The sequence below is a fragment of the Streptomyces sp. NPDC047974 genome (genome assembly GCF_040653375.1).
Lineage (GTDB): Bacteria > Actinomycetota > Actinomycetes > Streptomycetales > Streptomycetaceae > Streptomyces.
Window position 1 is genome coordinate 473,077 of sequence record NZ_JBEZNU010000002.1, and the last position, 12,472, is coordinate 485,548.

General features: G+C 70.9%; 11 protein-coding genes and 1 tRNA gene. 1 reads left to right on the forward strand and 11 read right to left on the reverse strand.

Features of this window, described 5'->3' with window-relative positions; genetic code table 11:
* Positions 1–213 precede the first annotated feature (213 nt).
* The 6 genes from AB0E19_RS05155 to AB0E19_RS05180 form a co-directional block, all read right to left on the reverse strand.
* Complete coding sequence (locus tag AB0E19_RS05155) at positions 214–1,224, reverse strand: LacI family DNA-binding transcriptional regulator (protein ID WP_362173472.1); 1,011 nt, start codon at positions 1,222–1,224, stop codon at positions 214–216.
* Between the two features lie 118 nt (positions 1,225–1,342).
* A complete protein-coding gene (locus AB0E19_RS05160) occupies positions 1,343–2,947 on the reverse strand; it encodes a glycoside hydrolase family 13 protein (protein ID WP_362173475.1) in 1,605 nt (534 codons plus the stop codon).
* 114 nt (positions 2,948–3,061) lie between these two features.
* On the reverse strand, positions 3,062–3,937 hold the full coding sequence (locus AB0E19_RS05165; protein WP_362173478.1) for a carbohydrate ABC transporter permease: 876 nt from the start codon (positions 3,935–3,937) through the stop codon (positions 3,062–3,064).
* A gap of 15 nt (positions 3,938–3,952) precedes the next feature.
* Positions 3,953–4,912 (reverse strand): sugar ABC transporter permease, encoded by a 960-nt coding sequence (locus AB0E19_RS05170; RefSeq protein WP_362173481.1) that lies wholly within the window; start codon positions 4,910–4,912, stop codon positions 3,953–3,955.
* 92 nt (positions 4,913–5,004) lie between these two features.
* Positions 5,005–6,426 carry an extracellular solute-binding protein gene (locus AB0E19_RS05175; protein ID WP_362173484.1) on the reverse strand — a complete coding sequence of 474 codons (1,422 nt, stop codon included), beginning with the start codon at positions 6,424–6,426 and terminating at the stop codon, positions 5,005–5,007.
* 513 nt (positions 6,427–6,939) lie between these two features.
* Positions 6,940–7,013: transfer RNA gene (locus AB0E19_RS05180), tRNA-Pro, on the reverse strand.
* A gap of 373 nt (positions 7,014–7,386) precedes the next feature.
* Here AB0E19_RS05180 and AB0E19_RS05185 point away from each other — a divergent pair.
* Positions 7,387–8,595 (forward strand): acyl-CoA dehydrogenase family protein, encoded by a 1,209-nt coding sequence (locus AB0E19_RS05185; protein ID WP_362173487.1) that lies wholly within the window; start codon positions 7,387–7,389, stop codon positions 8,593–8,595.
* A 70-nt stretch (positions 8,596–8,665) separates the two neighbouring features.
* Here the strand turns inward: AB0E19_RS05185 and AB0E19_RS05190 are convergent, their stop codons facing one another.
* Genes AB0E19_RS05190 through AB0E19_RS05210 form a run of 5 tightly spaced genes read right to left on the reverse strand, consistent with a single transcriptional unit; the run spans position 8,666 to position 12,460 of the window.
* Positions 8,666–9,238 carry a GAF domain-containing protein gene (locus tag AB0E19_RS05190; RefSeq protein WP_169089935.1) on the reverse strand — a complete coding sequence of 191 codons (573 nt, stop codon included), beginning with the start codon at positions 9,236–9,238 and terminating at the stop codon, positions 8,666–8,668.
* Positions 9,235–9,858 carry an ATP/GTP-binding protein gene (locus AB0E19_RS05195; protein ID WP_360609401.1) on the reverse strand — a complete coding sequence of 208 codons (624 nt, stop codon included), beginning with the start codon at positions 9,856–9,858 and terminating at the stop codon, positions 9,235–9,237. Before AB0E19_RS05195 ends, AB0E19_RS05190 begins: the two co-directional genes overlap by 4 nt.
* Entirely contained in the window at positions 9,836–10,213 is a 378-nt protein-coding gene (locus tag AB0E19_RS05200; protein ID WP_362173492.1) for a DUF742 domain-containing protein, read from the reverse strand. Before AB0E19_RS05200 ends, AB0E19_RS05195 begins: the two co-directional genes overlap by 23 nt.
* Positions 10,210–10,644, reverse strand: coding sequence for a roadblock/LC7 domain-containing protein (locus AB0E19_RS05205; protein WP_362173495.1), 435 nt, complete (start codon positions 10,642–10,644; stop codon positions 10,210–10,212). The genes AB0E19_RS05200 and AB0E19_RS05205 overlap by 4 nt, the downstream gene beginning before the upstream one ends.
* 7 nt (positions 10,645–10,651) lie before the next feature.
* Entirely contained in the window at positions 10,652–12,460 is a 1,809-nt protein-coding gene (locus tag AB0E19_RS05210; RefSeq protein WP_362173498.1) for an ATP-binding protein, read from the reverse strand.
* Positions 12,461–12,472: the final 12 nt, after the last annotated feature.

The following is a 12,472-nucleotide window of genomic DNA, read 5'->3' on the forward strand; positions in this document are numbered from 1 at the left end:
CCTGTGGCTCATTTGCGCCGCCAGCCCGCAAGGTTTCTACTGGATGACGTCTTTGTCAACGGGTCTCGTTCGATTGCAGACAGCCGACGTCTCGTGGAAACGCCGACGGCACCGGTATCGCGCCGCTCAGTGCGGAATACCGGTGCCGTCAGGGCCTTGCTGTTCGGTTGTCGGACGTGCCGTGGGGAGAGAAGCGGGCGGGCGCTCCGGGGATCAGCGCGCCGGCGGAGGGGCCGTCGAGCCGCGGACCACGAGCTCCGGCTCGAAGAGCAGCTCCCCCAGGTGGTGCTGGGTGCCCTGGATCTGGGCGATCAGCAGGTCCACCGCGGCACGCCCCATCGCCTCGATGGGCTGACGCACCGTCGACAGCGGCGGTTCGGTGACGGTCATGAAGGCGGAGTCGTCGAAGCCGACGACCGAGACGTCCGCGGGCACGGAGAGGCCGCGCCGCCTGGCGGCCCTGATCGCGCCCAGCGCCAGCGGGTCGCTGCCGCAGACGATGCCGGTGACGCCCCGGCCGAGCAGGCGCGTCGCCGCGGCCTGCCCGCCCTCCAGGGAGAAGACGGACCGCTCGCAGAACGCGTCGTCCCAGGTCAGGCCCGCGGCCGCGGCCGCCACGCGGGCCGCTTCGAGCTTGCGACGGGACGGCACGTGGTCCTCGGGCCCCAGGACGAGCCCGATGTTCTCGTGCCCGAGGGACGCGAGGTGGCGCCACGCCTGCTCGATCGCGACGGCGTCGTCACACGCGACGCAGGGAAAGTCGAGCCCTTCTATGGAGGCGTTGACGAGGACGACCGGGATGTTGCGCTCCGCCAGCCGGTAGTAGTGCTCGTGCGGCGCGTCCGCCTGGGCGAACAGTCCGCCGGCGAAGACCACGCCGGACACCTGCTGCTGCAGCAGCAGTTCCACGTAGTCGGCCTCGGAGACGCCGCCCTTGGTCTGGGTGCAGAGGACCGGGGTGAGCCCCTGCTGGGCGAGCGCACCGCCGATGACCTCGGCGAAGGCCGGGAAGATGGGGTTCTGGAGCTCCGGGAGGACGAGGCCGACGAGTCTGGCCCGCTCGCCGCGCAGCTGGGTCGGCCGCTCGTAGCCGAGCACGTCGAGCGCCGTCAGCACGGACTGCCGGGTCGCCTCGGAGACCCCGGGCTTGCCGTTGAGGACACGGCTCACCGTGGCCTCGCTGACCCCCACCTTCTTCGCCACCTGAGCAAGTCGTCGCGTCATGAACGCAACTCTAGCGCAATTTATGCAAGTCGATTGCGTTCACCGGGCCTTTTCAGCAAGCCGATTTGCGCGCTCGACGCATCCCCGACCGTCGGCGCCGCCGAAGCGGCCCCGGGGTTCAGGCGCGCAGCCAGACGGCCGTGTCCGGGGGGAGGGTGCCGGCCGGGTCCAGCGGGCCGCTGGCGAGCAGCCGGGTCTGGTGGGCGGGGAGGTCCACCGGGCCGGCGGAGAGGTTGACGACGCACGTCAGGCCGGAGTCGCGGGTGAAGGCGAGGACGCCGTCGGGGGCCGGCAGCCAGCTGAGGGTGCCGTCGCCGAAGCCGGGTTCGGTGCGGCGCAGGGCGAGGGCGGCGCGGTAGAGGGTGAGCATCGAGTCGGGGTCGGCGCTCTGCCGGTCGACGGCGTAGCGGGCCCAGTCGGCGGGCTGCGGCAGCCAGGGGTCCGTACCGTTGCCGAAGCCGTACGAGGGCGCCTCGGCCTCCCAGGGAAGGGGGACGCGGCAGCCGTCGCGGCCGGGGTCGGTGCCGCCGGAGCGGAAGTGCATGGGGTCCTGGATGCGGTCGAGCGGGATGTCGGCCTCGGGGAGGCCCAGTTCCTCGCCCTGGTAGAGGTAGACGGAGCCGGGCAGGGCGAGGGTGAGCAGGGCGGCGGCGCGGGCGCGGCGGGTGCCGAGCTCCAGGTCGGCGGGGGTGCCGAAGCGTTTGGCGGCGAAGTCGAAGGCGGTGTCGGCGCGGCCGTAGCGGGTGGCGGTGCGGGTGACGTCGTGGTTGCACAGCACCCAGGTGGCGGGGGCCTGGACGGGGGCGTGTTCGGCGAGGGTGGAGTCGATGGTGCGGCGCAGCCGGTCCGGCTCCCAGGGGCAGGCGAGGAAGTTGAAGTTGAAGGCGGTGTGGAGTTCGTCGGGGCGGAGGTAGCGGGCGAAGCGCTCGGCGTCGGGGAGCCAGACCTCGCCGACGAAGACGCCGCCGTACTCGTCGGCTATCGCCCGCCAGGAGCGGTAGACGTCGTGGATCTCGTCGAGGTCGATGTACGGGTGGGGGTCGACGCCCTCGGTGAAGTCGCGGAGCCCGGGTTCCTTGGTGAGGAGCGCGGCGGAGTCGATGCGGACGCCGGCGACGCCGCGTTCGAACCAGAAGCGGAGGACCTCCTCGTGTTCCCGGCGGACGTCCGGGTGGGCCCAGTTGAGGTCGGGCTGTTCGGGGGTGAAGAGGTGGAGGTACCACTCGCCGTCGGGGACCCGGGTCCAGGTGGAGCCGGAGAACTGGGACGGCCAGTCGTTGGGCGGGAGTTCGCCGTTCTCGCCGCGGCCGGGCCGGAAGTGGAAGCGGGCGCGTTCGGGGCTGCCGGGGCCGGCGGCGAGGGCCTCGCGGAACCAGGCGTGCCGGTCGGAGACGTGGTTGGGGACGATGTCGACGATGACGCGCAGGCCGAGTGCGGCGGCCTCGGCGATGAGCTTCTCGGCCTCGGCGAGGGTGCCGAAGGAGGGGTCGATGGCCCGGTAGTCGGCGACGTCGTAGCCGCCGTCGACCATCGGGGAGGCGTACCAGGGGGTGAACCAGACGGCGTCGACTCCGAGTCCGGCGAGGTGGGGCAGTCTCGCCCGGACGCCCGCGAGGTCACCGGTGCCGTCGCCGTCGCCGTCGGCGAAGCTGCGCGGGTACACCTGGTAGATGACGGCGTCGCGCCACCAGTCGGCGGTGCGGGTCGGGATGGGGGCTGCCACGGAACGGTCCTTTCGGGCAGGAAGGCAGGGAGGGGTGCTCCGCCGCCGTCCCGGAGTGCGGGACGGGATGGGCCCGGGACGGCGGCGGAGGCTCGGGGCGGGGCGGGGAGCTCGTCAGCCCTTGAGGCTGCCGGCGGTGAGACCGCCCATGATGTTGCGCTGGAAGATCAGGAAGACGATCAGCGTGGGGAGGGAGGCGATGGTGAGGGCGGCGATGAGGACGTTGACCGGGACCCCGTTGGAGAGCGAGTAGATGCCCACGTTGAGGGTCTGCTTCGCCGGATCGGGCAGGGTCAGCATCGGCCACAGGAAGTCCTTCCAGACCCCGACGACCGCGAAGATCGACACCACGCCGAGGATCGGGCGGGAGATCGGCAGGACGATCGACCGGAGGATCCTCATCGGGCTCGCGCCGTCCATGGACGCGGCGTCGAGCAGTTCCTTGGGGATCGAGTCGAAGAACCGCTTCAGCAGGAAGATGTTGAACGCGTTGGTGACGGACGGCAGCCAGATCGCCCACGGGGAGTTCAGCAGGTTCCGCTCGACGATCGGCACGTCGAGGACCGTGAGGTACTGCGGGACGACGAGGACGGTCGCCGGGATCATCAGGGTGGCGAGCATCATGCCGAGGATCGCCTTGCCGAGCACCGGGCGCAGCTTGGAGAGCGAGTACGCCGCCGCCACGTCGAGGATCAGCTGGAAGGCGAGCGCGCCGAAGGCGTAGTAGAAGGTGTTGAGGAGGAGGGAGGAGAGGTCCATGACCTCCCAGGCCCGGCTGTAGTTCTCCGGGGTGAAGCTCTCCGGCACCAGCGTCGGCGGTGTCCGGACGACCTCCTGGGTGTCCTTGAACCCGCTGGAGATCAGCCAGTACAACGGGCCGAGGAACACCAGGGTGAAGCCGCCGGTGACCAGGGCGAAGGCGCTCCAGTACAGGCGCTTGCCGCGGCGCTTGGCGAGCACGGCCGGTGAGATGAGCGTACGTGTGGACATGCTGGTCTCCCGGTCCTACTCTTCCTCGGCGCGGCTGAGCTTGACGTACGCGGCCGAGAACCCGGCGAGCAGTACGAGCAGGAGCAGGCCGAGGGCCGCCGCGGCGCCGTAGTTGTTGAAGTTGAACGCGTACTGGTAGATGAGGTAGACGACCGTGGTCGTGGACCCCTCCGGGCCGGCGCCGCCCGTGAGCAGGAACGGCTCGACGAACACCTGCATGGTCGCGATGATCTGCATCAGCAGCATCAGCGAGAGGATCAGGCGCGTCTGCGGGATCGTCACGTGCCAGATCTTGCGGAGGAGGCCGGCGCCGTCGAGCTCGGCCGCCTCGTACAGCTCGCCGGGGATGCCCTGCAGCGCGGCGAGGTAGATCAGGGTGGCGCCGCCCATGTTCATCCACGTCGAGGCGATGACGAGGGAGAACATCGCGATGTCGGCGTCCTGGAGCCACTGTTGCCCGGGCAGGTGGAGGAAGCCGAGCAGCTCGTTGAGGAGGCCGTATCCGGGGTCGTACAGGTACTGGAAGAGGAGGACGGCGGCGACCGGCGGCAGCATCACGGGCAGGTAGACGAGGAGCCGCAGGTACCCCTTGCCGTGCCGGAACTCGTTGATCGTGATCGCCAGGGCGAAGGGGACCAGGAAGCCGAGCACGAGGGCGAGGGCGGTGTACCAGAGGGTGTTGCCCCAGGCCTGCCAGAAGGCCGGATCGTCGAAGACGGTGCGGAAGTTGTCCAGGCCGACCCAGACGGACTCGCCGCTCTCGGTCTTCTGGAAGGCCAGGAGGAACTCCCTGACCATCGGGTACCAGGAGAACAGGGCGAAACAGACGACGGCACCGATGAGGAAACCGTGGGCCGTCAGATTGCGCCGCAGGCTCTTGGCGAAGGCGCCGCCGGGGGCCGCGGGCCCCTCTGGGCGCCGCTCGGGGTGGCGGGGACGCCCCGTCTTGCTCGGGGTCAGGCTGGGGGCCGACATGCGTGCTCCTTGGTACGGGACTGCCGTGTCCACTGGCGGGGTGGGAGGCCGGGCGGGGCGGACGGGCGTCACGTCCGCCCCGCCCGGTGCCGTCACTGGTTGGCCAGGACCTGGTTGACCTGCGTCTCCGCGGTCGACAGCAGCTTGTCGATGTCGGCGGCCTCGTTCGTCAGGACGCCCGACATCACGTTGTCGAGGATCTTGTAGATCTCCTGGGCCTTCGGCGGCTCGGCCTTGCCCGGGACGGGGTTGTCCATGAAGGTCTTGAAGTTCGCGACCGGCATGGTGGCGTGCTCCACGCGGGCCGCGTCGTCCTTGGTCTTGGACTCGTTCAGCCAGAAGTTCGGCTGGGGGATGCCGACCGGGAGCTTGTCGGCCTTGGTGCGGGCCCAGTCGAACTGGCCCTTGCCGACGGTGAGGTTCTTGAAGTTGAGCCAGGCGACGGCGGCCTTGATCTTGTCGGACGAGATGCCCTGCTTGACCATGTAGTTGTTGCCGCCGGCGAGTGTGTTCCTGCCGCCCGGTATCGGGCCCATGCCGAAGTTCTCGTACGTCGCGCCGAGCTGCTGGACCATGTAGGCGATGTCGTCGGGGGCGGCGAGGAACATGCCGAGCTTGTCGGTGGCGATCTGCTTCTGGAGGTCGCCCCACTTGAGCAGCTGGGTCTTGCCCATGCTGTCGTCCTCCCAGCGCATGGCGTGGAGGTTCCTCACGACCTGCTTGCCGAGCTCGTCGTTGAAGGCCGCCTTGGTGCCGCTCGCGTCGACGACGTCCCCGCCGAGGCTGTACAGCTGGGCGGTGAAGTGCCAGCCGCCGGTGTTGGCGGCGGAGTACTCGCCGAAGCCGGCGACCCCGTCACCGAGCGCGGCGATCTTCTTCGCCGCGGCCCGGACCTCGTCCCAGGTGCGCGGCGGGGCGTCCGGGTCCAGGCCGGCGTCCTTGAAGAGCTTGCGGTTGATCAGCAGGCCCATCGTGTAGTTGCTGGTGGGGAGGCCGTAGAGCTTGCCGTCCTGCTTGAGGGAGCCGAGGACGTCGGGGTCGATGTCCTTGAGTGCCGGGACCGTCTTGTCGTTGACGTACGCGGAGATGTCGGCGGCGCCGTTCTCCGAGAGGACCTGGGGCAGGTCGGTGAAGTACGTGTAGAAGACGTCGGGCTGCGACTTCGCCTTCAGCATCGCGGTGAAGCGCGGGGGCTCCAGGCACTGACCCGGCGTGGACCGGCCCTCGATGGTCACGTTCGGATACGTCTTGTTGAACTCGGCGACGTCCTCCTTCCACTCCTTCAGCTCGGCCGCCTTCGCCGCCGGCGGCATGCAGTCGATCGTGAGCGTGACCTTCGTCTTCGGATCGAGCGGGGCGGAGGCGTCGGACGAGCCGGTCGGCTGCGAAGCACCGTCGGTGCCGTTGTCGCTGCTGCTGCTCGTGCCGCAAGCGGCGAGAGCGGTCAGTGTCATCGCGGAGACGAGGGTGACCGCGCTGGCGCGGCGGGCACGGCGGAGCCTGGCACTTCTCATCGAGTGGTCCCCTTCGGGCAAGAACGTGGAGGTCGCCCCACCGAGGTCGGCGACTGCGTTGTGGGGCGCGGCACACTCAACCACCCGCAACAAGTGAACGCAAGATATCGCGCCAGTTTCGTAATTGCTCGACAAGTGCCCGCCGCCTGCGCTCCTCGCAGACCCGATACGCCAGGTCCGCCAGGTCGGGCCGGGGGGCGCCGCGCCCGGGGGTGCACCTCGATCGGTGGGGTCGCGTCGCACGCCCCCACCCTCACCTCAGATCACGTGCATCTTTTGCATGATCTCTTCAATTTCTTCCATGAGGCCGATATCCTGGCGCAGCCGACCGCCGACGCACGGGCTCACGGGCTCACGGGCTACGCGGTAATCGCCCTCGGTGCCGACCGCATCGGGCTCCGGGGCGCATCCGCACGGGATGCCCACCTCACTCGCCGAACCGGTCCCCGGAAACGCCGAAGGGGCCGTTTCAGATGACTCTGAAACGGCCCCTCGGCCAACGACTCTCTCGAGTCGGGACGACAGGATTTGAACCTGCGACCCCTTGACCCCCAGTCAAGTGCGCTACCAAGCTGCGCCACGTCCCGTTACCCGTCTGACCTGGGGTTTCCCCTGGCCCGTCGTGCAAGAGAACCATACCGCACTTCCCCCGATGGTCACGAACCGCTTTACGGGGGTCACTCCGGGGCGCGACGTCGGGCGGCGGCACGTGCCTCCGGAACGTGGCAAGAATTCGCCCCTCCATGGGAGCCCTGGGCGGACGCCAGGGCTCCAGATCACCCGCAACACAGTCGGAAGTGATCGTCAACAGCACAGGTTTCGGACAAATACGGGGGCGATATTGATCCACCCCTGAAAGATCAACACCATGAACGGGTCGGCCTGTTCGGGACGGGACCACCGCCGATGCACCACCTGTCCGGACCCCGCCGGACAGGCGTTTCGCAGGGAGGTACTCGTATGGACAGCTACTTCAGCAGCCGGCTCCATCATCGGCTGCGCGAGACCGTGCGCGACTTCGCCGAGCGGGAGGTGCGCCCCCGCATAGCCGAGATGGAGGCCTCCCGCACGGTCCACCACGAGCTGTCCCGGCTCATCGCCGCCCAGGGCTGGCTGGGCGCGACGATCAGCCCGGAGTACGGCGGCATGGGCGCGGGCCACCTCGCCAAGACGATCATCATCGAGGAGCTGTCCCGGGTCAGCGGAGCCATGGGCGCCATGGTGCAGGCCTCCCAGCTGGGCACCGCGAAGATCGTCCACTTCGGCTCCGACGCCCAGCGCAAGACCTGGCTGCCGAAGGTCGCCTCGGGCGAGTGCCTGCCGACCATCGCGGTCACCGAGCCGGACTCCGGCGGCCACGTCCTCGGCATGGAGGCGAGCGCCGTCCGCGACGGCGACGACTACATCATCAACGGCAGCAAGATCTACGTCGGAAACAGCCACGTCGGCGATCTGCACGGCGTCGTGGTCAGAACCGGACCCGGGTCGAAGGGGCTCACCGCCTTCCTCGTCGAGTCCGACCGCCCGGGCTTCCGGCTCGGCCCGCAGCAGCCGGCCATGGGCCTGCACGGCTTCAGCTTCGGCGAGCTCATCTTCGAGGACTGCCGGGTCCCGGCCGCCAACCGGCTGGGCGACGAGGGCGACGGCCTCGCCGTCGCGTACTCCTCCAGCGTGCTCTACGGCCGGGCCAACCTCACCGCCGTCTCCCTCGGCATCCACACCGCGATCCTGGAGGAGACCACCCGCTTCGCCAGCGAGCGGATCCGCTACGGCGAGCCGCTGTCCGCGCTGCCCACGGTGAAGCTCAAGCTGGGTCAGATGCAGTCCCGCCTGATGACCGCCCGGCTCGCCGCGTACCACGCGGTGCACCTGCTCGACCAGGGTCTCTCCTGCGACACCGAGCTGATGAACGCCAAGCTGGTGAACGTCGAATCGGCCATCGACTCCGGCCGCAACGCCATGGAGATCCACGCCGCCGCCGGCCTCTTCACCGACCGCTCCATCGAGCGCTACCTCCGCGACGCGCACCACATCTTCGCGCCGGCCGGCACCTCGGACATCCAGCTCCTGCGGCTCGGCGAGGTCGCCCTCGGCCAGGACAAGGGCAGCTGGTCGGAGCGGCTCTCCGACCTGGTCCGCACCCCGGAACCGGAGCCCGCTCCCGTCTGAGACACCGGAGAAACGCGAGGGCCCGTACGGCGGTGTGCCGTACGGGCCCTCGCCCACGCGCGGACGCGGGTCAGAACCGGCCGTCCTCGCGACGGTGGATCTGCTCGACGAGCTCCGCCGCCATCTGCTTGATGGTCTCCAGGCCGGAACGGCCCCAGGGCCGGACGTCGGTGTCGACCACGCAGATCGTGCCGAGCGCCACGCCGGTCCGGTCGATCAGCGGCGCGCCCATGTAGGACCGGATGCCGATCTCGTCGACGACCGGGTTGCCCGCGAAGCGCGGGTAGTCGCAGACGTCCTCCAGGACGAGTGCCTTGCGCCGGACCACGACGTGCGGGCAGTACCCGTGGTCGCGGGCCATGAAGCGGCCGACGCCGCCGGTGCCGGCCGCCGCCGCGCCCAGGTCGCTGCCCGAGTGGGAGCCGCCCGGGGTGTGCAGCCCGGCGAAGAACTGCCGGTTCTCGTCGATGAAGTTGACCATCGAGAACGGGGCGCCGGTGATCTCGGCGAGCCGCTGCGCGAACTCGTCGAAGGCCGGGTCCGGGCGCTCCCCCAGGCCCAGTTCGCGCAGCCGCCGGACCCGGTCCGGGGCCTCCTTGTCGATGGGGGTCAGGAGGAGGTGACCGGTCGGGTCGTAGGTCATGGCGTGACTCCGAAGCTCGGCTCGCTGGCCGGTGTCGAGTTGAGGAGGTGCTGGACGAGGGTCAGCAGCGTGCTGATGGCGGAGCTGGAGATCCGGGCGTCGCAGAGGACGATCGGCACCAGGGCGTCGAGGTCGAGGGCCTGCCGGATCTCGTCCCGGTCGTAGCGGAAGGCGCCGTCGAACTCGTTGACCGCCACCACGAAGGAGATGCCCCGGCGCTCGAAGAAGTCGATCGCCGAGAAGCACTCCTGGAGGCGGCGGGTGTCGGCGAGGACGACCGCGCCGAGCGCGCCCTCGGACAGCTCGTCCCACATGAACCAGAACCGCTCCTGGCCCGGGGTGCCGAAGAGGTAGAGGACGTTGCGGTCGTCGAGGGTGATCCGGCCGAAGTCCATGGCCACGGTGGTCGTGGTCTTGTTCTCCACGCCCTCCAGGCTGTCGGTGGCGGCGCTGACCGAGGTCAGCAGCTCCTCCGTGCTGAGCGGTTCGATCTCGCTCACCGCTCCGACGAAGGTCGTCTTTCCCACGCCGAAACCGCCCGCCACCAGGATCTTCAGCGCGGTGGGGAAGGGATCGGCCGCGAGACCGTCATGGCGTTCAGAGCCGCTGTCGTAGGCCATCGAGCACTGCCTCCAGCAAGGAACGGTCGGATGGGTTGGCGTGGAAGCGGGGGGCCCGCGCGGTGAGGGCGCCACAGTCCACGAGGTCGGAGAGGAGGACCTTGGTGACGGCCGCCGGCAGCCTTAAGTGCGCCGCGATCTCGGCCACCGAGGTGGGCCCGCCGCACAGCCCGAGGGCCAGGCCGTGCTCGGGGCCCATGTGGGGCAGGGGGCCGGAGCCGGTCGCCATCACCAGGGAGAGCAGGTCGAGCGAGGTGGTGGGCCGGGTCCGTCCGCCGCTGACGGTGTAGGGGCGGATCAGCCGGCCGGCCGCGTCGTCGAGCCAGGGCCCTTCCTGCGGGAGTGAGGCGTTCACTGACCGGCGCCACCCGCCGCTGCGGCCGCCTGCCGGGCGGGCGTCATCAGGTACGGGCGCACGCTCTTGACCAGCATCGCCATCTCGTAGCCGAGGACGGCGGCGTCGGCCTCGCGCCCGGCGAGGACGGCCAGGCAGGTGCCGGAGCCGGCGGTGGAGACGAAGAGCAGGGTCGAGTCGAGCTCCACGACGACCTGGCGGACCTCGCCGCCGTCGCCGAACCGGACGCCGGCGCTGCGGCCGAGCGAGTAGAGCCCGGAGGCGAGGGCCGCCATGTGGTCGGCGGCGTCGAGGTCGAGCCCGTGGACGGATTTCACCAGGCCGTCGGAGGAGAGCAGGACCGCGCTGCGGGTGTACGGGACCCGCTGGACCAGACCGCTCAGCAGCCAGTCGAGATCCGAGGAATGGCCGTTCGGCACATTGCTCGCCATTGTGTGTCTACTCCTTGTGCGCGTCGCCGTGACGCAGCGACTCCTGGGGGGTGGGCTGGGATTCGGCGAGGCCGATCCCACGCTGGAAGGCGGCCATCAGGCCGGGGTCGTGCAGGGCGTGCTCCTCGGCGGGACGGGCCTGCGGCTCGTCGCGCAGCTGGGGGACGAGGTGCTCCTGGGCGCGCCGCTTGGGCAGGTCGGGCCGGCCGGGCGCCTCGGGCCGTGCCGCCGGCGGCACGGAGCCGAAGCCCGCCGGGGTGTAGGGACGTTCCGGGGCGGGCGGCGCCGCCGGGGCGGGCGGCCGGTAGGCGTACGGCTCCGGCGCCGGGGCCTCCGTGGGTACGGGGGCGGGGTCGGCGGCCGTGACCGGCGCGAGCTGCGTGGTCGGGGCGTCGCCCCGGGGCCGCGGCGGCTCGACGTGCTGCGCGTGCAGGGGCTGCGGGGCGGGGGCCTGCGGGGCCTGTGCCGGGATCTGGGGCTGCTGCGGCTGCTGGGGCTGCTGCGGGTGCTGCGGGTGCTGCTGCGGGGTGGCGCCGGTGACCGCGGCGGTCTGGCGCTCGTGCTGGGCGAGGCCCTCGGGGTCGGCGCCGAGGATGCCCTGCGGGAGGACGAGGACGGCCTGGATCCCGCCGTAGATGTTCGACTGGAGGCGGACGGCGATGCCGTGGCGCCGGGCCAGCGCGGAGACCACGAACAGGCCGATGCGGCCGTCCTGGAGGAGGTGGGCGACGTTGACCTGGTCGGGGTCGGCGAGCAGGGCGTTCATCTTGTTCTGCTCGACGACCGGCATGCCGAGGCCGCGGTCCTCCACCTCGATGGCGAGGCCGGCGGTGACGTACTGGGCGCGCAGCAGCACGGTGGTGTGCGGCGCGGAGAAGACCGTGGCGTTCTCGACGAGTTCGGCGAGGAGGTGGATGACGTCGGCGACGGCGTGGCCGCGCAGGGTGCCGTCGATCGGCGGGACGAGCTTGACGCGGGGGTACTGCTCGACCTCGGCGATGGAGGAGCGGAGCACCTCGGTCATGGTGACCGGGTTGGACCACTGGCGGCGGGAGATCGCGCCGCCGAGGACGGCGAGGTTCTCGGCGTGGCGGCGGATGCGGGTGGCCAGGTGGTCGACCTGGAAGAGGCCCTTGAGCAGGTCGGGGTCCTCGACCTCGTTCTCCAGCTCGTCGAGGAGCTGGATCTCGCGGTGGACGAGGGACTGGAGCCGTCGGGCGAGGTTCACGAAGACCTCGACCTTCTGCTCGTTGCCGACGCTGGAGGAGAGGCGGGAGGCCTGGACGACGGCGGCGACGGCCGCCTCGTGGGAGCGGGCGAGCTCGGCGCCGAGCCGGTCGAACTCGTCGCCGTGGGTGGTGTCGGGGAGGGCGGGCCGGGGGGCCAGGTCCTCGCCGCGGCGCAACTGTTCGACGACCGTACGGAGTTCGCCCTGCGTCTGGGTGGCGTCGCGGCGCAGCGCGCCGACCCGGTCCAGGACGGCCCGGGCGGCGCGGTCGGCGCCGAGTGCGGCGGCCGTCACCGAGGCGACGGTGAGGGCGGCGGCGCCGGTGAGCGCGGCCCACAGGCCGGGCGTCGGGGCGGTGCCGGTGGAGCGGAGGGTGAAGAGCACGGCGGCGGCGCCGCCGAGGGCGACGGCGACGGCGGGCAGGACCGAGGTGCGCAACAGCTGGGGGCGTATGCGGACTTCGACGGGGGCGGCCGTCGCGGGCCTGGTCTGGCTGGCGCCGGTGGTCGTGGTGCGGGCGCCCGAACGGCCGTGCCGCCCGCCCTCGCGGCGGTCGGACCGCGGGGCGGGTGCGCGAAGTTGTGACATGGATGTCCTTGG